Origin of the sequence: Ruminiclostridium herbifermentans (genome assembly GCF_005473905.2) — a bacterium.
In the GTDB taxonomy this organism is placed as follows: domain Bacteria; phylum Bacillota; class Clostridia; order Acetivibrionales; family DSM-1351; genus Ruminiclostridium; species Ruminiclostridium herbifermentans.
Window position 1 is genome coordinate 2,282,907 of the sequence record NZ_CP061336.1, and the last position, 23,985, is coordinate 2,306,891.

The following is a 23,985-nucleotide window of genomic DNA, read 5'->3' on the forward strand; positions in this document are numbered from 1 at the left end:
TTTTTGTGAAGAAGAAAATAAAGCAAATTGCAATTTATGGAAAAGGAGGAATTGGAAAATCAACTACTACATCAAATTTAAGCGCAGCTTTGTCTGAAATGGGACTAAAAGTAATGCAATTTGGGTGTGACCCAAAAAGTGATTCTACAAATACATTAAGAGATGGTAAATATATTCCAACTGTATTAGACACATTAAGAGAGAAAAAAATTGTTAAAGCACATGATGTTATATTTGAAGGCTTTAATGGCATTTACTGCGTTGAAGCAGGGGGGCCAGCTCCAGGTGTAGGATGTGCAGGAAGAGGAATCATAACTGCAGTTGAATTATTTAAGCAGCAAAAGGTTTTTGAAGAATTAGACTTAGATATAGTTATTTATGATGTGTTAGGTGATGTTGTGTGTGGTGGATTTGCAGTGCCTATTCGTGAGGGAATAGCTGAACATGTATTTACTGTATCCTCATCAGACTTTATGTCTGTTTATGCTTCAAATAATCTGTTTAAAGGAATCAGTAAATATTCCAGTTCTGGCGGAGCGTTATTGGGCGGTGTAATAGCAAATTCTATGGGAAGTCCATTCTCAAAAGAAATAATTGATGATTTTGTAAATAAAACACAAACTCAGATTATTGAATATGTTCCTCGATCTGTCACAGTAACTCAAAGTGAGTTGCAAGGAAAGACAACTATTGAGGCAGCGCCAACTTCTAAACAGGCAGATGTCTATCGGTCACTAGCAAGAAAAATCGCAGGCCATGAAGAGTCAAAAACGCCTGCTCCTCTTGATACAGTAGAATTGAGAAAATGGGCTGCAAAATGGGGTGATTATCTCTTAAGTGTTGAACAGGGAAATATTACATCTATTGGGGCATCAATATAATTAAAGGAGTGTAAGAATATGTGTAAAATAGCAGAAAGTCTTGTTGATTTAATAGGAAAAACACCACTTTTGAAATTAAACAAATATTCAAAGGACAAAGACTTATCAGGTAATTTAATTGGTAAACTGGAATATTTCAATCCGCTTGGAAGTGTAAAGGACAGAATAGCATTTGCAATGATTACAGATGCAGAGAAAAGAGGAATTATTAATGAGGAGTCCACAATTATTGAACCTACAAGTGGAAACACAGGAATTGGTCTTGCATTTGTTGCGGCAGCTAAAGGTTACAGAATTATTCTTGTAATGCCAGACACAATGAGTGCTGAAAGAAGAAGGCTACTTAGTGCATTAGGAGCTGAATTAGTATTAACTCCAGGTGAACAGGGTATGAAAGCTGCTATCAGAAAAGCAGAAGAATTAAATGCACAAATTGAAAATTCATTTATTCCTCAGCAATTTGATAATCCGGTAAATCCACAGATTCATAGGGAGACAACTGCTCGAGAGATAATTGAAGATACTGATGGAAAGGTTGATATATTTGTTGCAGGAGTTGGAACAGGAGGAACAGTAACTGGAGTGGGTGAGGAACTCAAAAAATATAACCCAGATATAAAAATTGTTGCTGTTGAGCCATATGATTCCTCTGTCCTGTCTGGTGAGGCTCCCGGACCTCATCCTATTCAGGGAATTGGTGCAGGTTTTGTTCCAAATATTTTAAATAGGAATGTAATTGATGAAATATTTAGAGTAAAAAATAAGGAAGCAATTGAAGCTTCTAGAGAGGTCGCTAGAAAAGAGGGCCTTTTGGTTGGAATTTCTTCAGGTGCTGCATTATTTGCTGCTACTCAGATTGCTAAAAGAAAAGAAAATGCTGGGAAAAACGTTGTTGTTTTATTACCAGATACAGGAGAAAGGTATTTATCAACTAAATTGTTTTCATAGTCAATTATTAACGGGCTAGAAACGGTCTAAAATATATTTTTTGGTATGTAGCTAAAGCTATATTTTAGAGAAAGCATAATATAAACCAATTGATTAAAGCCAGCTTTAAAGCACTATTTGCCTAAATAAAAAGCGCATTGCCTTGAAATTCTATGTTAAATGGCTTTAAGCAATAATTGATACTTTGGAAATACTATTAAAATAATTGATATTTGGAAAGGAGTAATTGCATGTCACATATAGAAAGGCCAAGATTTTCATGTATGCTAGGTGGTGTTTTAGCAACCCTCAGTGCTTTACCTAAAACTGTTCCCATAATACATGGAGCGCAAGGTTGCGGAGGTAGTTTGGCAAATGCATATTCGCTAGGGGGCTACTTGGGAGTAGGATATTGTGGAGGATCTGGAGCACCTAGTTCTAATATAGGAGAGTCAGACATAATTTTTGGTGGCGTAGACAGGTTGACTACAGAAATCAAAAATACATTTGAAGTAATGGATGGGGAATTATATGTGTTAACAACCACTTGTATGACTGATATTATCGGTGATGATGTCAAGAGTGTGTTAAACGAAATAGGTGAAAAAGAAAAGCCAATTTTGTTCATTGATACAGGAGGGTTCCAAGGCAATTCATATTATGGGTATTCTAAACTCATAGAAGTGCTTTTTGAACAATACATACCCAAAAAAGAAACAAAGAAAAAGAATTTAGTAAATATTTTAGGCTTAGTTCCAGGCTACGACCCATTCTTTAGGGGAGACTTAGAGGAAATTCAAAGAATACTTGCACTTGTGGGTGTAGAGGCCAATACTTTTTTCACACATGACCAAACTCAAGAAAATATCCTTAGTGCAGGAGAAGCCTCTTTGAATATTGTACTTTCTAGGTTATACGGAGTAGATGCTGCTAAAGCAATAAAAGAATCCCATGATATTGATTATTTAATTACAGACTTGCCAATAGGAAATCTGGCAACTGTTGATTTTATTAATCAAGTTGCTGAAAAGTTACAGCTAGACAAGGATAAAGTTAAAGCTGTACTAGAGAAAGAATCAAGCAGCTATTATAAATACGTTGATAGGGCGACAGATGTAATTGCCGATACTGATTTTCAAAATTATGCGGTTGTAATTGCTAATGGAACTGAGGCTCTGCCGTATGCAAAATTCTTAGACAATGAAATTGGTTGGATTCCAGGTTATGTTTTTATAACAGATGAATTGACAGAGGACCAAAAAGCTACAATTGTAGAGGCATTTGAAAAAATAGAATTTGCAGAAAGACCAGAACTTGTTTTTGAAACAGATACATATCGAATTCAGCAGTATATAGAACAAAACAATCCTCAGTTCAAGTCAGACAAATATTACGAAACCTTTTCTCCAGCATTTGTCTTGGGAAGTACCATAGATAGAAAATTATCAACAGTACTCAATGGAAATTTATTGTCTATAAGTTTTCCTATAATAAACAGAATAGTTATAACAAAAGGGTATGCAGGATTTTATGGCGGATTAAATCTCATAGAAGATTTAATTACTGCACAAATTTCAGGAAGGTGATAAATTTGACTAATACAAATAAGGTTGAAAAACAAACTTCAGTTGTTTTTGATGTGAACTTTGATTCAAAATTCCCCGAAAGTAGAGAAATTAGCCGTCGTACTGGCTTTGCCTATGGTGGTTGCACCAGTAGTTTAACAAATTGTGCCCAAAAGGGGTGCTTACAAAACTGCGATAGAGAATTTTCACAAGCCTCTATTTGTCAAATGACGGTATCCACATTAATATCTTTTTCTGTAAAAGACTCAGTAGTTATCTTGCATGGACCTGTTGGATGCGGTTCACAAAGTCATATTATAGATTTTAGTATAAGGGCCTACGGCGCAGCACGCGGTGTAAAAATGGAAGGAGCAAGATGGTTCAGCACGAATCTTACAGAGGCAGACGTAATTTCAGGTGGGGAAGAAAAACTAAAAGCAACTATTTTAGATGCAGACAAACGATTCAGACCAACGGCAATTTTTATTCTGACATCATGTACACCATCAATCATAGGTGATGATATTGATGAAGTGGTAAATCAGCTGCAAAGTGATGTGGCTGCAACATTGGTGCCATTACACTGTCCCGGCTTTAAAGCAAAGGTTTTCTCTTCTGCTTATGATGTTGTTTACCATGGTATTTTACAGAAATTTAAATTTGAGCCAATTCCATATGTAGATTACTATCCTTTTGATAAAAATGATAAGGATTATGAACTGAAGGTACAGCAATATAATTACAAAAAGAGCCGTACAGTAAATCTATATAATGCATGGTCAATTGGGCCTGCTGATGAAGCAGAAATTAAGCGACTATTAGAAGCCATTGGACTAAATGTTCAGATTTTTGTGGAATTTAAGGAACCGGATGAATGGAGGCATATTACAGAGGCAGCATTAAACGTAAGCTTCTGTCATGTACATGATGTATATTTCCTTGAATTCTTAAAGCAAAAGTTTAATATGCCGTATATTTTACCAACTATCCCAGTAGGGCTTGGCCCAACTGCTAAATTTATATTAGAAATAGCAGAATTCTTTGGTTTAGAAGAACAAGCAAAGAAAATTATCGAAAAGGAAGAAGCTAAAGTACTTGCTGCTTTAGAGCCAATAAAAGAAAAAGTAAGAGGTAAAAGAGTTCTTATAAGCGGAGGTTATTTAAGGATTGGTGCCACTGGCTTATTGGCAAAGGAATTGGGCATGGAAGTGGTTGGTTTTAGAAACTTTAACTATGATTCCTTCGGAAATGAACTGTTTAGTGAAATAGAGGAAAAAATTGGGGATGTTTCTAATAGTATTTCAAATCAGCCATCTGAATTGGTTAATGTTCTTAGAAAATTAAAACCCGATATAGCCATTTCACATCCAGGTGTTGGCGTGTGGGTTACTAAGTCAGGAATACCTTCCATTACATTATTTGCACAAAGATTTGCTTTCTTTGGATACAGAGGGGCTTATGATTTATCTAGAAGAATTGCACGAACTGTTTCTAACCCTAATTATTCAAAAAATCTAGGCAGAAATGTTGAACTGCCATTTAAGAAAGAATGGTATGAAAAGGATCCATATCACTATATTGTTGATAGTAATTTAAATGAATAATAAAGGAATGGGCAGTACATATTTTGCATGGAATGTTTTTAAAGTATGTTAATTAATATATGTCAATTTTGGTTTACCCAAATTTACCCAATAATTTAGATGATGCGAGTATGTTAATTAATATATGTCACTTTAGGCCCATTATTTCCAGGTTTTTTACCTGGAAAAAGAATGCTTTTATCGTATCTTTTAATTTCAGATTTGATTCTTATGATTTTCTGATTTGATTCTTACGAATGGAGGAAACAGTTATAATTCCTCCTTCGTACTATTTAGTTTATCCCAATATATTTCTGTTATATTATCAATAAAATTCTCAGTGTGTTTCATTATGTTTTTATTTGGTGAAGCGGAAGGAATGTGAGTTCATATGAAAATACATACTAAAAGACTAATTTCTATTATATTATTGCTGGTATTTGTTTTAAGCATATCTGCTTGTGGAGGTGAGAATGAAAGAAAAGTCAGCAGTTCCTCGCAAAAAAATGTAGGAACTCTAAAGGTAGCATGGTTTCCTGCAACTATTAAAGCTGCACTGACCAGTACTGCATATAGCCTTGGCTATTTTGACGAAGAAGGTGTAACCGTTGAGTGTGAGACCTTACAAAATGCAGCTGATGCAATTACTGCTGTGAAACTTGGAAAAGTTGATATTTCGCCGGTCGGAATTACACAACAGCTGCAGTTTATATCAGAAGGTTCTGATTTGGTTATTTTTGGAGGTTCAGCACAAGAGGGTGGTGCTGTTGTTACAAAGCCAGAAAATGCTGAAAGATTCTCTGATTTAAAAAATTGGAAGGATGCTAATTGGGCTACAGGAAGATCATTTACAGGTGATTTTGTAATTAGAAACCAACTCCGTAAATATGGTATTATTCCTGGAGAAGATATTATAATGAGTGATCTTGCCGATAATACTCCCATTATTCAAGCGGTTGCAAAAGGAACTGCTGATGTAGGGTATATTACGTCAGATGGTGTTTCAATTGCTAAATCCATGGGATTAACAGTAGGAATTCGAGTTGGAGACTTATCACCTTATTATCCATGTTGCCGACAAACTGCTAACGGTGAAGCTATTAAAAATAAGAAAGAGGCTTTTGTTGCTTATCAAAGAGCATTAATCCGTGCTTATAAAGTTATTCAAAGTGACCATGAAAAGGCTATTGAAGTAATGGAGGAATTAACAGGTCAAAGCCGTGAGTATGTTGAATCAGGCCTTTATGGTAAATATGCTTCAAGATATAATCCCTCACCTGCTACAAAAAAAGTGGCTGAGTTCTACGGATTTTTGAAACAAGAGGGTGTTATTAGAAACGAAAGTTTTAAAATTGAAGATAATATTAACGTTAGCATATTCAAGGAAGCCTTAGAGGATATTTTGGATAGATATCCTGATGATAAAGATTATTTGGCTTTGAAGGCATTCTCAGATGAAAATGATTAATTGATATTCTCAGGAAGGAGGAAGCATATTGAGTAAGGTTGAAATAAAAAATGTTTCGCTGGAATATAAGGATTCGGATAAATCATTCTTAGCTTTAGATAATGTAAATTTAAAAATTGAAGAGGGAGAGTTTGTCTGTATTATCGGCTCATCTGGCTGTGGAAAAAGTACGTTGATATCTTTGCTGGCAGGCTTGAGTTTTCCTACAAAGGGTGAAGTATTAATTGATGGAAAGCAGGTTGTGGGAACAGGAACTAATAGAGGAATGGTATTTCAACATTACTCTTTGTTTCCATGGCTAAGTGCTAAAAAAAATATTTCTTTTGGAATAAAGCAAGCTAATTTATTCAAAGAAAAGTCATTGATTGAAGAACGTGCCATTGAATTTCTTAAGAAGGTTGGATTGGGTGATTATGTTGACAAGTATCCTTATCAATTGTCAGGAGGAATGCAGCAGCGTGTTGCTATAGCGCGGACCTTAGCAATGGATACAGAAATATTGTTATTGGATGAGCCTTTTGGCGCCATTGATCCAAAGAATCGTATTGCTCTACAGAACTTAACGATTGATTTATGTAAAAACAATGCGAATAGGAAAGCAGTTGTTTTTGTTACCCATGATATTGATGAAGCTATTATTTTGGCTGATCGAATTATTTTCATGGAGCCAAAGAGGATAAAAGAGGAAATTAAAGTTTCTTTTAAACAGGGTTTAACCAGAGAAGAAATTACAAGATCTAAACAATACTCTGAAATACATATGAAGTTGATGGAACTATTTTATTATGAGGTTGGAGAAAGAATTGGAGGAGAGGAGGTTGTATTATGAGCCAAGTAAATGAAGCAATTGAAATAAATGAAGGAAAAAAAATAAACCTACTAGCCCCCGTATTCTCAATAGTTACGCTTCTCTTTTCCATATTGATTTTGCTTCTTTTTATAGATGGAAGAAGAGAAACTGATAGCCCATTAATGTTTATTATTGTAATAACAGCTGTATGGTTATTTTATGTATACCAATTGACACGCTTTAATGAAAAGAAACATGTTAAAGACATTACATATGCTATTTTCATACTACTTATTATTTGGGAGTTATCAACTAGAATTTTTGATTTGGTACCCAAGGTACTGTTTCCTTCACCTGAAAATGTATTTAATGTATTTATTATAGAATATAAGCTTATGTTTTCAGGCTTATTCAGTTCATTATTTTTGTTAGTTGTGGGATTCACCATTGCTTTGGTGCTTGGGAATGTATTAGGACTTTTTGTTGGATGGAACGAAAGATTAAGAAATGATTTATATCCAGTTGCAAAAGTATTTAGTCCAATACCGCCTATGATTTATACTCCTTACTTAATAGCATTGCTGCCCACTTTTAAAAGTGCATCTATAGCAGTCATTGCATTTGGATTATTTTGGCCCACTTTTATGAATATGATTATAAGAGTTGGATCAATGGACAGGAGAATTATCGATTCTGCAAAAGTTATGGGTGTAAGTACCTATACAATGTTGTTAAAAGTTGTTCTTCCATATTCTGTACCAGCAATTGTTGGAGGTTTGAGAGTTCAACTATCAACTACGTTTATGGTATTGGTAATGGCGGAAATGATTGGAGCTAGGTCGGGCTTGGGCTTTTTTATCAAAAAGTACTCTGATTATGCAGATTATACAAGGGTAGTAGCAGGAATTATTTTTATAGGAATTATAATAACTATTTTAAATACACTGATTTCGGTTGTTGAGAAAAGGGTTGTTAAATGGAAAACGGTATAATTAGCTATTCTTTACCATCAAATTAAAACAAATATCTTTAACCAGTAGCCCATTTATCTAAGTTGTACTCGCGTAACAAATAAGCTAAGGATAAATTACTGCACTGTTTACTAGGACTCGTGTACCTATAAAAATCAAGGATAAATTACGGCACTGCTTAGTGGGACTCGTGTATCAATAAGCCATATATAATAATTTATCTGCCAACTCAGTTAAAAATAAATTAGAACAACGAGTTAACTTACTCGTTGTTCTTAATTATTTGTGAACATTACTGAAAAAACTCAAGCCATAATTGTACTTCAGTGCAAGCTTATAAAATGGGCTTTTCGCAAGTATTTGCTGAATTTGCAACGGCTAAATATTGTTAATTATAACGTCTTCTGCATTCAGTTATATAAACTAAAAATAAAATAATGGAAAAGTTATCTAAAAATTCCGTTTGGTAGTTGACAAATGGTAAATTTGGATATATAATTTAAATCATAGTATTCCTATTTAGTAACTATGAAAAATAAGAATATAGATAATAAAAATAATAATTATGGAGGATAGAATAGTGGGTAAGCTTAGACAGGTTGCTATATACGGAAAAGGTGGAATTGGAAAGTCCACCACAACTCAAAATTTGACAGCAGGACTTACAGAACTAGGTAAAAAGGTTATGGTTGTAGGTTGTGATCCAAAAGCAGATTCTACCAGGTTATTATTGGGTGGCTTGGCTCAGAGAACTGTTCTTGATACAATACGAGAAGAAGGAGAAGAAATTGAACTTAAATCCATTCTCAAAACAGGATTTGGAGGCACTAGATGTGTAGAGTCTGGTGGTCCTGAGCCTGGTGTTGGTTGTGCTGGAAGAGGAATTATAACTTCAATCGGATTATTAGAGCGTTTGGGTGCTTATACTGATGATTTGGATTATGTATTTTATGATGTACTTGGTGATGTAGTTTGTGGTGGTTTTGCAATGCCAATTAGAGAAGGCAAAGCAAAGGAGATATACATAGTTGCAAGCGGAGAGATGATGGCATTATATGCGGCTAACAATATTGCAAAGGGTATTCAAAAATATGCAAAAAAAGGTGGCGTTCGTTTAGGCGGAATCATCTGTAACAGTCGTAATGTAGATCGGGAAATTGATTTACTTCGTGCCTTTTCAAAAGAATTAGGGACACAGCTAATTTATTTTGTACCTAGAGACAATATTGTTCAGAGAGCTGAAATAAGAAGGAAAACTGTTATTGAATACAAGGCAGACGCAGCGCAAGCTGAAGAATATAGAAATCTTGCAAGAGCTATTGAAGATAATACATATTTTACTATTCCAAGCCCAATGACACAGGAAAGGTTAGAAGAAATTTTAGTAGAGTATGGACTTATGGATTTAGCTGATGATTATCGTATTTAAAATAATTATATAAAAGGAGTGTTGTACTATGGCAAAAATTTATGAAAGTGTATCAGAACTAATTGGGGGAACACCATTACTTGAAGTTAAGAAGTATGCAAAGCGCAGGAATATCAATGCAAAGTTAATTGCTAAGCTAGAGTATTTTAATCCTGCTGGAAGTGTAAAGGATAGAATAGCTCTTGCTATGATTGAAGACGCAGAAGCTAAAGGTACATTAAAGGAAGGTTCTGTTATTATTGAGCCAACTAGTGGAAATACTGGTATAGGTCTTGCAGCAATAGCAGCAGCAAAGGGGTATAGAATTATATTAACAATGCCTGAGACAATGAGTGTAGAGAGAAGAAATCTGCTCAAAGCATATGGCGCAGAATTAGTATTAACAGAAGGTACAAAGGGCATGAAAGGTGCAATTGCTAAGGCTGAAGAGTTAGCGAAGGAAACACCAAATGCATTTATTCCAGGACAATTTGTAAATCCTTCAAATCCAGAGATTCATCGTAAAACAACAGGACCGGAAATTTGGGCAGATACTGATGGAAATATAGATATTTTTGTTTCAGGTGTTGGAACAGGAGGAACAATCACAGGTGCAGGTGAATTTCTAAAGTCACAAAATAAGAATATCAAAGTAGTAGCCGTAGAACCAGCAGCTTCTCCTGTATTATCAAAGGGTGTGGCTGGGGCTCATAAAATACAAGGTATTGGTGCAGGTTTTGTACCAGAAACCTTGAACACTGGAATTTATGACGAAATAATCACAGTAGAAAATGATGATGCTTTCGCTGCAGGAAGAGAGTTTGCAAAAGCGGAAGGTGTTCTTGTAGGAATTTCGTCGGGTGCGGCTTTATATGCAGCAGAAGTTTTAGCAAAGAGACCTGAAAATGCTGGTAAAAACATTGTTGTAATATTACCAGATACTGGTGACAGATATTTGTCTACACCACTTTTCACTGATTAATAAATAAATATAAACTAGTATATTTTAGGGAATTTATAGTTGCTAAACTATAAGTTCCCTTTTATAAAAAAACAATTCATACTATTTTAATAGAAATAGTATGAAAATAAAAGAAGTATTATTTTAAAAATGTATTAATAATAAAAAGTAATATTTAATAAAAAGTGCTATTTCTTAAATAAAAATTGAAGCTATGGCTTTTATTTAGGAAGAATTAATTGGCTAGTTACGCAAAAGTCATGGAACATAGTACTTTTTCTAAGGGTAAATATTATTTATAGTTTTACAAGTATGTATAATATTTACCATAAAAAATGTCTATGTAACTATAGCAGATGCATTTCATTGATGAACCCATTTATTTTATACCAAAAATTAACCAGCTATGATTAGTGTGAGAAATATAAAGTTTATAAATGGTGTGATTATTAAAGAATAGATAATCTAAGCTTTTTTGTTATAGATAAATTATATTGTGCGTAAAGCGCATTGAAAGGATTGATAGTTAAAAATGTCAATAAATTTAAACATTTCTGATATAGGAACCAGAGAAACAAGACTTGGTTCAATTACAGGATATATAGGTGATTTAAATGATTTAGCTACTCAAAGCAGTTGCGGAACACTTAAGGGCTGCGCAAGATGCTTTTCTCAGTCCAGCACATGTCTTTCGGGTTGCGCACTTGCTCAGTTAGCCGGAATACGTGATGTGGCAGTTATTCATCATGGGCCTGCAGGTTGTTCTGTAACTGGAACGCAGATTTATACAGTTACAAAGCAGGTTGCTGCCAAAAGAGGTATTGTTAATAATACCGTATATATTGGAACTGATATGAACGAGCAAGATACAATATTCGGAGCTGGTGATTCCTTAAAAAATATTGTGCTTGAGACTTATAAGAGATATAAGCCTAAAGCAATATTTGTAAGCAGTTCATGTGCTACTGGAGTTATTGGCGAAGATATTGATAGTATAGTTGAAGAATTGAAAGAGGAAATAGATGTACCAATTGCAGCTGTACATTGTGAAGGCTTTAAGTCACGTATTTGGGCAACGGGGTTTGATATTTCAGATCACGCTGTTTTATCTAGTATTGTACAGCCGCCAAAGCAGAAGAGAAGAACTATTAATTTTAAGAATTTCTTTGAGAGCGCAAGAAATGAAATTATAAATATATTTAAGAATTTTGATGTTGAACCTGTTTTTTTATATGCTAATGCCACTGTTGAGGAACTTTCACATTTATCAGAGGCACTTGCAACAGTATGTATATGCGGAACATTAGGAAATTATTTAGGAAATGGCTTGGAAGAAAAATATGGAGTTCCATATATAAGAACTATTAATCCTCTTGGTATTGCTGGATTTGAGACTTGGCTAAGAGCCATAGGCAAGGTTATTGATAAAGAAGCAGAGGTTGAAAAGTATATAGAAACAGAGAGAGAAAAGTATATCCCTCAAATTGAAGAAGTAAAAAAAGAATTAAAGGGACTTAAAGCAGTGCTTGCAATGGGTCCAGGATATACATTTGAAGTATCGCGAGTTCTTAATGAATTAGGTATTGAAGTGGTGTGGGGAGCAGCTTGGCATTATGATAAAAAATATGAGGATGGAGAAGTACCGCCATCAATGAAATATCTCCTTGAAAATAATCAAAATTTCCAAGTAAGTGTAGCTGATCAGCAAAACTTTGAAATACTTAATATTCTAAATACATATAAGCCTGATTTATATCTGTCACGTCATCCAGGCTCCACAGTTTGGGCAATAAAGCAAGGATATCCGGCTGTATATGTTGCAGATGAATACATGATATTTGGCTATAGGGGAACTTTAGATTTTGCACATTCAGTTTTGAACACTATTCGAAATAGAAGTTTTGAGAAAAATCTAGCCAAGAGAGTTAAATTGCCATATACGAAGTGGTGGTATAAGCAGGATCCAGGTTTATTCATTCAAGATGTATAGTAACTTGAGTTCATAGATGCTGATTTATGAAAATTGCTGCTGAGATACTATAAAAAGACATTAGGATGTAATAACGTGCTAACCTGATAACATGAAGCTAGAGCAGCAATAATTTTGAAACTATTATATAGACAGTAAATTGGGGGGCAGATTAAATTATGGCAAAGATTTTAGATAAGCAAAGATATAAATGTGCTATGAGTGCAATGTCAACTGTGCAGGCAATTGAAAGAGCAATTCCAGTGCTTCATGCTGGCCCGGGATGTGCTCAGAAGCTATCAAATTCGTCTGGAAGCAGCGGATACTTTTCGCCAAACATATTCCCATGTACCAGTATAAATGAGAAGGATGTTGTATTTGGAGGAGAAACAAAGCTAAGGTCAACTATAGAAAATTCGCTTAAGATTATTGATGCTGATTTATATGTTGTCCTTACAGGATGTACACCTGAAATTGTTGGTGATACTGTTGAGGAGGTAGTCCAAGAGTTTGAAGATGCTGAGAAACCTGTTATATTTGCATCTACAGCAGGATTTAGAGGTAACAACTATAAAGGTCATGAATGGGTTATTAATGCAATTATTGAACAGTATTTAGAACCCTCGGACAAGAAAACAAAAGGACTTGTTAATATTTGGGCAGATGTACCCTATCAGGATGAATTCTGGCTTGGAAATTTAAGAGAACTTGAAAAACTTGTAGCGGATTTAGGACTAATTCCTAATACTATATTTGGATATAGGAGAGGAATAAAGAATATTAAAAAGATACCAGAAGCTCAGTTTAATTTGTTGGTATCAACATGGGTAGGTCTTGAAAATGTAAAGCTAATGGAAGAAAAATTTGGGATACCCTATTTACATTACCCAACGCTTCCAATAGGTGCATTTGAGACTAGCAAATTTCTTCGTACAGTAGGCGAATTTGCAGGTGTCGACAAGGACAAAGTTGAAGCTCTAATTGCAGAAAAAGAAGATTATTACTACTATTACATAGAACGTTATGCAGATTTATTTCTTGAGACTAGAGTTATGTCGAAAAAATTCTCGATAGTTGCTGATGCCCAGTATACTCTTGGCATCACAAAGTTCCTTGTAAATGATTTGGGATTATTTCCTGCAAAACAGTTTATTACAGATGATACGCCTCTTGAGTACAGAAAAAATATAGAGGAATATTTTAAGGATTTAAACTATGACATTAAGGCTGAAATCAGCTTTATTACAGATGGCTACAAAATTCATAAAGAAATAGAAAGTACAGATTATCATGGATATCCGTTAATTCTAGGGGGGTATTGGGAAAAGGAAGTAGCAGCTAAAACAAATGCACATTATTTAAATGTATCTTGGCCAGTTAATGAACGTTTAGTTATGAATAGTTATTATGTAGGCTATGATGGAGGACTGAAGCTTATAGAGGATATATATTCAGTTGTAAAAACCAGATTTAATTAAGATTTAATTGGGCAGCAAACCATTGAAAATTCTAAAGCACAATAGAAATATATGTGTGAGGTTTGAGTTAATAAAAAAGAAAAGCATTCTAGATTACTTATTAATTTAATAACAATACAGGAGGTCACTGGTATGATCGGAATACATAAATCAATCATAGACTTAATTGGAAATACACCTTTACTTGAACTAACTAATTATGAAAAGCAAAATGAATTAGAGGCTGAACTTATAGTAAAACTGGAATATTTCAATCCTAATCAGAGTGTAAAAGACAGAATTGCATTGGCTATGGTTGAGGATGCTGAGAGGAAAGGGTTATTGAAACCGGGATATACTATAGTGGAAACAACAAGCGGTAATACAGGGATTGGATTAGCGGCTGTTGCAGCAGCAAAAGGCTATAAGTTTAAAGTGTATATTCAGGATAATGTAAGCATAGAGAGATTTAAGGTTATTAAAGCTTTTGGGGGTCAGACAATTAAGTTATCTGAAGAACCTGTTGTAGCAAAAGTACTTGAAGAAACAGGAGGAGATTTTGTTGCAGCTATTAAGGTATTAGAAAAAGAAGTTCTTTCAAAAGAAAAAGATATATTTTTTGTAAATCAGGTTTCAAATCCTGCAAATCCAGAAACACATAAGGCTACAACAGGACCTGAAATTTGGCGGGACACCAATGGTAAGGTGGACATTCTAGTTGCAGCAGTAGGAACAGGCGGAACTGTATCTGGTGCAGGTGCCTATCTTAAAGCAAAGAATCCTGATTTAAAAATAGTAGCCATTCAACCAGGACCTAACTCGCTGCCTAGTGAAGAAAATCCAGAGCCAGAGGAGATTACTGGTGTACATGCGTTTGAGGGCATACCAAAAGAGCGAATTCCAGCTACTATGGACTTAAATATTTATGATGAAAAATTTGAAGTGGAAACTTATCAAGCTTATGAAGCTGCTAGAGCAGTTGCTAAGTCAGATGGGATTTTAATAGGCACTTCATCTGGGGCGGTTATTTATGCAGCTACGCAGATAGCAAGAAGACCTGAAAATAAAGGTAAACGAATTGTTGCTGTTTTGGCGGACACAGGCCTGCGTTATTTGTCAACAGGATTGTTTGAATAACAATTGGTTTGAATGATAAATGATTTAAATAACAATGAAAGGGAGGCTGAGACATGTCATACAAAATTGCAATTGCTTCAACTGATGGGATTCATGTAAATGCTCATTTCAGAAGTTCTTTAATATTTTATATTGTAGAAGTAAATGATGATGGAAGTTATTTTTTCAAAGAAGAGCGAATTGTTCCTAGCTTAGCTGTAGACCAGGTAAGCGATGATAAGCTTTCCTCGTGCGGTAATAAGGAAGTCTTCAGCGAAAACAATTCTTGTGGCAGCAATTCCAATTGTGGAAGTGGCAGCTGCAGTAACTTACACATTAATGGCTGTGGTGGTGGTCATTCTGATGAACAAATAGAGCAAAGAGTTTCTCTAATTTCTGATTGCCGATGCTTATTATGCAAGAAAATTGGGCCCAGCGCTGAAAGACAGTTAGCGCGAAAAGCCATAACTACTTTTCAGATAGATAATAAAATTGATTTTTTGCTGGCAAAAATTATTGATTATTATACAAAAGTGGATAATCACATTTCACTTAGAAAAAGGTAGAATAGTACTCTCTTATTGTTATTTGTTGGTGCTTGTATTTTTAGAGCTTATATTTTTAAATGAAAAATGTGGTAGAACAAAGTTATGCTTATAATTGTTATCTGTAGGTGTTTGTATTCTGAGCCTGACAAATGCAGTAGAACAAAGTTATTCTTATAATTGTTATTTGTAGGTGTTTGTATTCTGAGCCTAGCAAATGTAGTAGAACAGAGTTATGCTTATAATTGTTATTTGTAGGTGTTTGTATTCTGAGCCTAGCAAATGTAGTAGAACAGAGTTATGCTTATAATTGTTATCTGTAGGTGTTTGTATTCTGAGCCTGACAAATGCAGTAGAACAAAGTTATGCTTATAATTGTTATTTGTAGGTGTTTGTATTCTGAGCCTAGCAAATGTAGTAGAACAGAGTTATGCTTATAATTGTTATCTGTAGGTGTTTGTATTCTGAGCCTGACAAATGTAGTAAAACAAAGTTATGCTTATAATTGTTATCTGTAGGTGTTTGTATTCTGAGCCTAGCAAATGTAGCAAAATATAACTATGCTTATTAATTATTTTGACCTTATACAACAAATGGCAAAGCACCTGCTAAGGATTAATCCCATATCTTGTAGATGGATGCTTCATGGTTAGTAAAGATAGTTTGTTTAGAAGAGATAAATGAATTTTTCTCTGTTACAGAATTTGAGAAATTTCAAAATTATATCGAAAGACTTATAAATGACGGAAAATTAGTAGAAGTACTAGTTCAGAAACCATATGCTGATTTTCCCGAACAATGGTACCAATGTAAATTATGTTCACAAGTTTGGAGATTAGTACACCCGGACTTTCCTTTTAAAGGATATAGGAGATTGTAAAATAATAATTTTTGTAAAAAGGTCACACCATTATTAATGTGACCTTTCTTAATGCTACACAAGTAGATATAAAACATTGATGATAGAACTTAGCCATTTTTTCTTAGAAACCGTTTAAATTGAGTAAGTCTAATTAAAAGTCGGCAGGTTATCTAGGTTATCACTCTCGTATCCGTTAGGGTCACTTCTGAGAAATTCTCTTCCATTTTTTGCTTTGCCTACATTAACGCCTTCTATTTTATTTTCTTTAGCCATCATTATAGCTTCTTTGATAGGATATATAGTGCCATTTTGAAGCATTACGTCTGTAATATCTCCTTCATTATTTTTTTTGACTTTTACAATTTTAGATGATTCTTTCACAATATCACTCCTATATCTGCTATATAAAATTATGAATTAAACTTTCACTTTCCAAGTTTAAAAATCGTAGTTATTAAACTTATCAATGGAAAGTTGAATTTAAAATTTTTATATTTGCATTGTTTCATTTTTTGCTATCTAATTGATATCAAACTAAAGGCTTTCGCTCAATAAGCTTTTCAATGGGAACCTCAGCCTTGTTCAGTGTCCAATTTATAGCCTCCTATTTTTTATTAGTATTTACGAAGGAATGTTTTTTATTCAAAACAGTAAATTTTATCAGATACTTATGCTTAAAGTTATTCATAATAATGTATGTTCGTTCAAGATCATATAACAACAACGAAGGATTAATGAAATAATTAAATGCAATACGGTGTGTTTTAAATATGTCTAATAAAGTATATAGATTACATTATTCATTCTATATTAACTCAATACAATAAACTTTATCAAAAATATTTCAAATGTTGCTGAAATAACAAAAAATATGGGTATATATAATTAAGAGTATAATTTTATTTGGTGAAGCCAAAAGATAAATACATAGTTATTCTCGAGTACAGTCTAGATTATATAGAGGAGAAGATATTAATATGGATAATAAAGTTAAAGCAAAAGAAACCGTTAAAGAAATCTACTTAGCTGGAGGCTGTTTTTGGGGTACTGAAAAATATCTATCTCTAGTTAAGGGCATTGTAAGCACTGAGGTTGGTTATGCAAATGGAAATACAGAAAACCCTAGTTATGAGGATGTATGCTATAGAAAAACTGGTCATGCAGAAACAGTCAAAGTATTATATGACCCGAGCATTGTCAGCTTAGAATTTATCTTAAATCTATATTATGATGTAATAAATCCAATATCAATAAATCGCCAAGGAAATGATATAGGTACTCAGTATCGAACTGGCATATATTATACTGATAATAAGGATAAGGACACAATTCTTGAATCAATCAATGAACTTCAGAAAAAGTATGACAAGCCTATTGCAATTGAGGTATTACCATTAGATAATTACTTTAGAGCAGAAGAATACCATCAAAAGTATTTAGATAAAAACCCAAATGGTTATTGTCATATTGGGCGAGATAAATTTGAGAAAGCAGAGAAGGCAGAAGACTTTCAGATAAAATACAAGGCAGAGTCCAAAGAATTTCTAAAAGAAACTCTTACAGATATCCAATATGCTGTGACACAAAACAATGCTACAGAGCCGCCCTTTAGAAATGAATATTATGACAATTTTAAGAAGGGGATATATGTAGATGTTACCACTGGAGAACCGCTTTTTACATCTAGTGATAAATTTGAATCAGGGTGTGGATGGCCAAGCTTTTCAAAGCCTATTAGTCCTGATTTGATTCGTGAACTTGACGATAATACTTATGGTATGCACAGAATAGAGGTTAGAAGTAAAACTGGTGACGCACATCTTGGTCATGTATTTAGTGATGGACCAAGAGAAATGGGCGGTTTGCGATATTGCATAAACAGTGCATCTCTTCTTTTTATCCCAAAAGAAGAGATGGAAGAAAAGGGGTATGGATATTTGTTAGATTTAGTGAAATAGGAGGGATAGCAGAATTTTGCATATAACAATTTGGATTTGGTTCTTCATATAGGTTTATATAAAATTCTGCTTAATATAAAATTATTTAAAGTCAATTTTGTCTATTAAAAAAATGACTGTTTTAAAAATTGCAATTAAAATGACTGTTTAAAATATGACAGTGTATAAGAATAGTTGAACATGATTAATTTATTAAAGGAGTTGTAAAAAATGTTATTTGTATGTTATCCAAAGTGTACCACTTGTCAAAAGGCTAAGAAGTGGTTAGACGATCATGGGGTTTCTTATGAATTGCGTGATATAAAAATTGAAAATCCGACTTACGAAGAATTAAGTCAATGGCACCTAAAAAGTGATCTTCCGCTTAAGAAGTTTTGGAATACAAGCGGACTTCAGTACAAAGCATTGGGGTTAAAGGATCGAATAACAACAATGAATGATGAGGAACAGCTTAAACTGCTTTCTACTGATGGTATGCTGGTAAAAAGGCCAATTCTTGTTGGTGAAGACTTTGTTTTGGTAGGCTTTAAGGAAAGTGAGTGGGAAAATAAAGTGGGAAAATAAATGGAATCGGTATTAGAGCAATGGTAGGGTGTACAGTTCTATCTTCATTGTCAGGTAAATCAGCAATGAAAAATGCTAAACATGCACAATTACATTCTCTTACAATTGATACTAATTATTTACGAGAGAATTACTTGTTCTAAATTTTTTAATGCTTGTTTAAGTACCCTTTGAACAAGTATTATTAATTTGCTCAAATAATGCAGTCTTTTTTCAAATATAGAAGGGAACAATCTATTATGACAAAAAATAAATTCACAGTAAGCTTACCAAAAACTTATTTTTGGTACATGTTATGTGGGACAGCGATTTTTGTGCTTTTGCCTGTACCATTCACAATTTTTCAAGGTATACAGCATGTTGCATTATATATATTATGCTCTATCATGTCATTACCATTTATCTACTACATGGCAAAGTCAAAACTATTTAAAATATCGGTAGATGACCAAAAAATCACAGTAAGAAATGTAATTGGGTCATATAGCCTTGATGTATCTGAAATAGAGAAGGTGGATTGGAAAATCTCTATAACAAATTTTGGGCAAAGTGAAAAAATCTTAGTTAAAACTTCCTCTAAACGATTTACTATTGAAACCCTCATGGAAGATTTTGATAGGATGTCACAATACATATCAGCCAATGTTGACATTAGTAAAATAAAAACACATAAGAAAAACATGATTAAACAATAAACTTGTAAAATAAAGATAAAATACCTAATTGATTGCAGTTGGGCATAAGTTTATTGGAACAATCTAATCTGTTGGATATCTTTATCCTTATTATCAGTAGAATATAGCATTGTCTAGGCAATTTATTTATACAGAATATTACAATGTAACAAGCGGAACATGTACAATTACATGCTCCTGCAAATGAAACTTAATATTTACGAGTGAATTGCTTGCTCCAAATTTTTTAATGCTTGTTCAAGTATGCTCCTTGGGCAGGCAATATTTATTCGCTCAAATAATGCAGTTTTTCTTCCAAATATAATACCGCCATCTAACCACAGTTTTGCTTTGTCTATAATAATTTTTTCTAGTTCCTTATAAGTTAAGCCTAATCCACTGCAGTCTAACCATATTAGATATGTTCCTTCAGGTTCAACAAGCTTAATTTCAGGCAGATTTTCAGCAAGGAAGTTTCTAACGAAGTCCAAATTTTCCTTTAGATATACTTTTAGTTCGTTTAACCATGCTTCACCCTTTGAATAGGCTGACTGACATGCTACTAGTCCAATAGAATTAAGCTGACTATAGCCGCTTGCATCATATTCATCACGAAATGCATTTCTTAAAGTTTTATTTGGTATAAAGATATTGGAAACCTGCAATCCTGCTATATTAAAGGTTTTGCTAGGAGCAGTACATATTATTGAGTTCATTGCAAATTCTTCACTAATTGATGCAAACACTGTATGAGTGTTACCAGGGTATACAAAATCGCAGTGGATTTCATCAGATAACACAATTACTTTATGCTTAAGGCATATTTCACCAATTCGAGTAAGTTCATCCTTTGTCCATACACGACCAGTAGGATTTTGAGGACTGCAAAGTAAGAATAATTTTACATGCTCATTTATTATTTTTGATTCAAAGTCTTCATAGTCAATTGTATATTTACCGTCTTTGTATACCAATTGGTTATTTACAAGCTTACGCTTATTTGCTAATATACACTCAGAAAATGGGTAATAGACTGGTTGTTGTATTAGTACAGATTCCCCCTTATTAGTAAAGGCTTTAATTGCTAAAGCAATAGCAAAAACAATTCCAGGAGTTTTAACAAGCCATTCTTCTTTCAATTCCCAGTTAAAATTCTTTTGAAACCAATTATATAAAGTAGTGAAATAGCTTCTCTTCACATCACTATAGCCGAAAATACCATGAGCTACAGCTTTTTGAATATCAGAAATAATTTCATCTGGAAGGCGGAAATCCATATCTGCAATCCAAAGAGGTAATAAATCGTCCCTTTGCTTGCGTTCAAATGTGAAATCATATTTTAAACAATTTGTATTTTTACGGTCAATAATTTCATCAAAATTAGTCATATAAGATTCCTCCAATCAAAAAACAATAGCTTATTACATGAGGTTAAGCAGCTTAGTTGTATAAGATTATAGTGCTTGAGATAAATCATTTATTAAGTCATTAACATCTTCAATTCCAATTGAAAGTCTTAAAATATTATCAGTAATACCATTTTTTTCTCGAACGTCTTTTGGAACATCAGCATGTGTCTGCGTCATTGGATAAGTAATTAAGGTTTCAACACCACCCAAGCTTTCGGCAAACTGAATTAATTTAACTGAGCTCAATATGTGCAAAGCAATTTCTGAATTTTCAACTTCAAAGGTCAGCATGCTTCCAAAGCCTCGAGATTGATTTTTACTGATTTCATATCCGGGATGGTCAGGAAGCCCAGGATAATACACATTCTTCACCTTAGAATTAGCTTTTAACCATTGAGCGATAGCAATAGCATTTTGCTGCTGGCGCTCCATTCTAATTGCTAAAGTTTTAATACCTCTTAAAATTAACCAACTATCAAAAGGAGCTAAACCTGAACCCACGGTTTTAAGTATGAACCTTAATTTTTCTGATAATTCCTCATTATTTACAACTATGAATCCAGCTAACGTATCATTATGTCCGCCAAGAAACTTTGTGCCGCTGTGAACAACAATATCAGCTCCTAAATCAATTGGATTCTGAAAATATGGAGACAGGAAAGTATTATCTACAATAAATAATATATTATACTTTTTAGCTATTGCTGCTACTTTACTAATATCAGTAACATTCATCATTGGATTTGTAGGTGTCTCAACATAAATGGCTTTTGTTGATGGGGTAATATATTTTTCTATATCTTCCTTACTAGTATCTATAAAGTCAAATTTAAGAAGATTTTTATTATTAATATTATTAAATAAACGAATAGAACCACCGTATAAATCATTGCCAGATATGATATGGTCACCAGGACTAAATAATTCCATAAGTGCTGTAAGAGCTGCCATACCACTTGAAAAAGCAAGAGCATCATAGCCATTTTCCAATGAACAGACAACTTTCTCAAGCTGTTCTCTGGTTGGATTTTGCAATCTGCTATAATCATAACCTGTACTATTTCCTACACCAGGATGTGCAAAGGTAGCAGTTTGGTAAATAGGAAAACTAATAGCACCTGATTTATCACAGGAAGTAGCATCATTATTGCCATAAATACATTTTGTTGAAAAATTATAAGTCATAATCAATTCATGCATAGAGTTAATGTAGAAATCTATTTATTACGCTTTCTAACTATTCTTAACTCTACATTGCGCACATTAAATTTGAAAGAATTCTTGCGCTGCATGCCTCCTATATTATTTCTTTCAAATATGTATATCTTAAGGGAAAATATATACTATACTAATACTGTAGGAATACTATTAATATAAATGATGATACTATAATAGTCAAGAAGAAATTAACAATTCATATTGAAATAATATGAAAATAATATAAAAAAATGTAACGGGGAAATATTAGGTATTTGCTAAATATTCATTTACTTCATCTATTACAGTTTTGAGTTACTAAACGTTATTTATTGACAGCTCGTGATTAAGCAATGCCGCATTATGATATATAGAAATATTTCGCTGTTTTCCTTTTTCAGTGAATATTAAATATTATGTATAAAAATTTTACAGACGGCTACACTCTTATAAGACTATCAGCATTTAAACTCTTAAAAATTGGAGATAATCATAACTAAAGATGAAAATATATGATGTAAATTTTATTTTTTAGGGCTGAACAGTATCAATTAGTTAAATTATTAGCATCAGTATATAAACTAGGTTGACGAACCTTAATAATAATTGTATTATATATTTAATTCCTATTATACTAGTATGAAAACATGAAATTATAAAATATGGTTAATATTAACAACATAAACAAGAAATATATTATGAATTACTGTGTCATCTGTTACTTAACTATTGTTTATTAAGTAAGATTCTTTACACATACATTTAAATAAAGGGAGAGTTTGATATGAAAATATCTACAAAAGGAAGATATGCCTTAAGACTAATGTTGGATATGGCATTGCATAATAATGGAGATTTAGTGAGAATTAAGGATGTGGCAGCAAGGCAGGATATTTCTGACAAATATTTAGAGCAAATTATTTCTGCTTTAAATAAAGCCGGATATGTAAAAAGTGTGAGAGGTCCGCAAGGAGGATATCGCTTAACTAAGGATCCTGAAGAATATACTGTTGGCATGATACTTCGTATAACTGAAGGAAGTCTGGCACCAGTAGCTTGTCTGGAAGGTGACGTAAACGAGTGTACAAGAAATGCTGGTTGTGCTACTCTTTTGCTTTGGAAAAAGCTTGATGAAGCTATTAAGGGCGTTGTTGATACAGTTACAATTGCAGATTTAGTAAGATGGCAGGAGAGTACAACTGATAATTATAACATATAAGTCACAAAGAAAAGCATTGATTCAAATTATACTTATTGGACTTAGGTGTATGTTTCATACCTGATTACTAAAATCAATAAAAACTGCTCATAGTCTTTGACATTAATAGCAATTAAATTAAAATTAAATCTTTATATTCAAAATTGGTATTGGCAAAACGGAGGTTAGCAAGCTAATCTCCATATCTATTTGCAAAAATTAATAAACACTAACATTAATTATTATTTCATACAGTACATCTTATCATAAGTAATAAAAAATCATTATATAAGCATAAACTATATTTGATTTTAGCTTGCATACAATATAATCTATATACAATTATACAATTTCAAATCTGACTCTCCGCTTTTATTAAATAATACTATAAAATATTTAATTTTAAATGATCTGAATAAATATAATTTTTAATTATTATTTATTATAAAAAATATTACATTTTATGTATAATTTGTCGCTAA

The 23,985-nt window shown here is 33.2% G+C and carries 20 protein-coding genes; 17 read left to right on the forward strand and 3 right to left on the reverse strand.

The window, feature by feature from the left end:
- Positions 1 to 5: 5 nt before the first annotated feature.
- The 13 genes from nifH (EHE19_RS09475) (at position 6) to EHE19_RS09535 (ending at position 15,662) form a co-directional block, all read left to right on the forward strand.
- Entirely contained in the window at positions 6 to 881 is an 876-nt protein-coding gene (gene nifH, locus EHE19_RS09475; protein WP_137696171.1) for a nitrogenase iron protein, read from the forward strand.
- An 18-nt stretch (positions 882 to 899) separates the two neighbouring features.
- A complete protein-coding gene (cysK, locus tag EHE19_RS09480) occupies positions 900 to 1,829 on the forward strand; it encodes a cysteine synthase A (RefSeq protein ID WP_137696170.1) in 930 nt (309 codons plus the stop codon).
- Between the two features lie 230 nt (positions 1,830 to 2,059).
- Positions 2,060 to 3,394 carry a nitrogenase component 1 gene (locus tag EHE19_RS09485; protein ID WP_137696169.1) on the forward strand — a complete coding sequence of 445 codons (1,335 nt, stop codon included), beginning with the start codon at positions 2,060 to 2,062 and terminating at the stop codon, positions 3,392 to 3,394.
- A 5-nt stretch (positions 3,395 to 3,399) separates the two neighbouring features.
- Positions 3,400 to 4,977: a nitrogenase component 1 gene (locus tag EHE19_RS09490; protein WP_137696168.1), complete on the forward strand. Its 1,578-nt coding sequence runs from the start codon at positions 3,400 to 3,402 to the stop codon at positions 4,975 to 4,977.
- A 370-nt stretch (positions 4,978 to 5,347) separates the two neighbouring features.
- Entirely contained in the window at positions 5,348 to 6,424 is a 1,077-nt protein-coding gene (locus EHE19_RS09495) for an ABC transporter substrate-binding protein (RefSeq protein WP_137696167.1), read from the forward strand.
- 28 nt (positions 6,425 to 6,452) lie between these two features.
- On the forward strand, positions 6,453 to 7,253 hold the full coding sequence (locus tag EHE19_RS09500; protein ID WP_137696166.1) for an ABC transporter ATP-binding protein: 801 nt from the start codon (positions 6,453 to 6,455) through the stop codon (positions 7,251 to 7,253).
- Entirely contained in the window at positions 7,250 to 8,206 is a 957-nt protein-coding gene (locus EHE19_RS09505) for an ABC transporter permease (RefSeq protein ID WP_137696165.1), read from the forward strand. The genes EHE19_RS09500 and EHE19_RS09505 overlap by 4 nt, the downstream gene beginning before the upstream one ends.
- A 544-nt stretch (positions 8,207 to 8,750) precedes the next feature.
- Positions 8,751 to 9,614, forward strand: a complete 864-nt coding sequence (gene nifH, locus EHE19_RS09510; protein WP_137696164.1) for a nitrogenase iron protein — start codon at positions 8,751 to 8,753, stop codon at positions 9,612 to 9,614.
- A gap of 28 nt (positions 9,615 to 9,642) precedes the next feature.
- Positions 9,643 to 10,575 (forward strand): cysteine synthase A, encoded by a 933-nt coding sequence (gene cysK / locus EHE19_RS09515; RefSeq protein WP_137696163.1) that lies wholly within the window; start codon positions 9,643 to 9,645, stop codon positions 10,573 to 10,575.
- 511 nt (positions 10,576 to 11,086) lie between these two features.
- Positions 11,087 to 12,544, forward strand: a complete 1,458-nt coding sequence (locus tag EHE19_RS09520) for a nitrogenase component 1 (RefSeq protein ID WP_137696162.1) — start codon at positions 11,087 to 11,089, stop codon at positions 12,542 to 12,544.
- Between the two features lie 158 nt (positions 12,545 to 12,702).
- Entirely contained in the window at positions 12,703 to 14,001 is a 1,299-nt protein-coding gene (locus EHE19_RS09525) for a nitrogenase component 1 (RefSeq protein WP_137696161.1), read from the forward strand.
- A gap of 132 nt (positions 14,002 to 14,133) precedes the next feature.
- On the forward strand, positions 14,134 to 15,117 hold the full coding sequence (locus EHE19_RS09530; protein WP_137696160.1) for a PLP-dependent cysteine synthase family protein: 984 nt from the start codon (positions 14,134 to 14,136) through the stop codon (positions 15,115 to 15,117).
- Positions 15,118 to 15,170: 53 nt separating this feature from the next.
- Positions 15,171 to 15,662 carry a NifB/NifX family molybdenum-iron cluster-binding protein gene (locus tag EHE19_RS09535; protein WP_137696159.1) on the forward strand — a complete coding sequence of 164 codons (492 nt, stop codon included), beginning with the start codon at positions 15,171 to 15,173 and terminating at the stop codon, positions 15,660 to 15,662.
- Between the two features lie 988 nt (positions 15,663 to 16,650).
- Here the strand turns inward: EHE19_RS09535 and EHE19_RS09545 are convergent.
- A complete protein-coding gene (locus EHE19_RS09545) occupies positions 16,651 to 16,884 on the reverse strand; it encodes a DUF3892 domain-containing protein (RefSeq protein ID WP_137696158.1) in 234 nt (77 codons plus the stop codon).
- A 596-nt stretch (positions 16,885 to 17,480) separates the two neighbouring features.
- On the opposite strand from EHE19_RS09545, the gene msrB reads away from it, so the two are divergent.
- The 3 genes from msrB (at position 17,481) to EHE19_RS09560 (ending at position 19,720) form a co-directional block, all read left to right on the forward strand.
- A complete protein-coding gene (msrB, locus tag EHE19_RS09550; protein ID WP_137696157.1) occupies positions 17,481 to 18,461 on the forward strand; it encodes a peptide-methionine (R)-S-oxide reductase MsrB in 981 nt (326 codons plus the stop codon).
- Positions 18,462 to 18,671: 210 nt separating this feature from the next.
- Positions 18,672 to 19,025 (forward strand): arsenate reductase family protein, encoded by a 354-nt coding sequence (locus EHE19_RS09555; protein ID WP_137696156.1) that lies wholly within the window; start codon positions 18,672 to 18,674, stop codon positions 19,023 to 19,025.
- 239 nt (positions 19,026 to 19,264) lie between these two features.
- Complete coding sequence (locus tag EHE19_RS09560; RefSeq protein ID WP_137696155.1) at positions 19,265 to 19,720, forward strand: hypothetical protein; 456 nt, start codon at positions 19,265 to 19,267, stop codon at positions 19,718 to 19,720.
- A gap of 197 nt (positions 19,721 to 19,917) precedes the next feature.
- Here EHE19_RS09560 and EHE19_RS09565 read toward each other — a convergent pair whose 3' ends face one another.
- Positions 19,918 to 21,087, reverse strand: a complete 1,170-nt coding sequence (locus tag EHE19_RS09565) for a MalY/PatB family protein (protein ID WP_137696154.1) — start codon at positions 21,085 to 21,087, stop codon at positions 19,918 to 19,920.
- Positions 21,088 to 21,153: 66 nt separating this feature from the next.
- Entirely contained in the window at positions 21,154 to 22,293 is a 1,140-nt protein-coding gene (locus EHE19_RS09570; RefSeq protein WP_137696153.1) for a trans-sulfuration enzyme family protein, read from the reverse strand.
- A 796-nt stretch (positions 22,294 to 23,089) separates the two neighbouring features.
- Here EHE19_RS09570 and EHE19_RS09575 point away from each other — a divergent pair.
- On the forward strand, positions 23,090 to 23,524 hold the full coding sequence (locus tag EHE19_RS09575) for an RrF2 family transcriptional regulator (RefSeq protein WP_137696152.1): 435 nt from the start codon (positions 23,090 to 23,092) through the stop codon (positions 23,522 to 23,524).
- Positions 23,525 to 23,985: the final 461 nt, after the last annotated feature.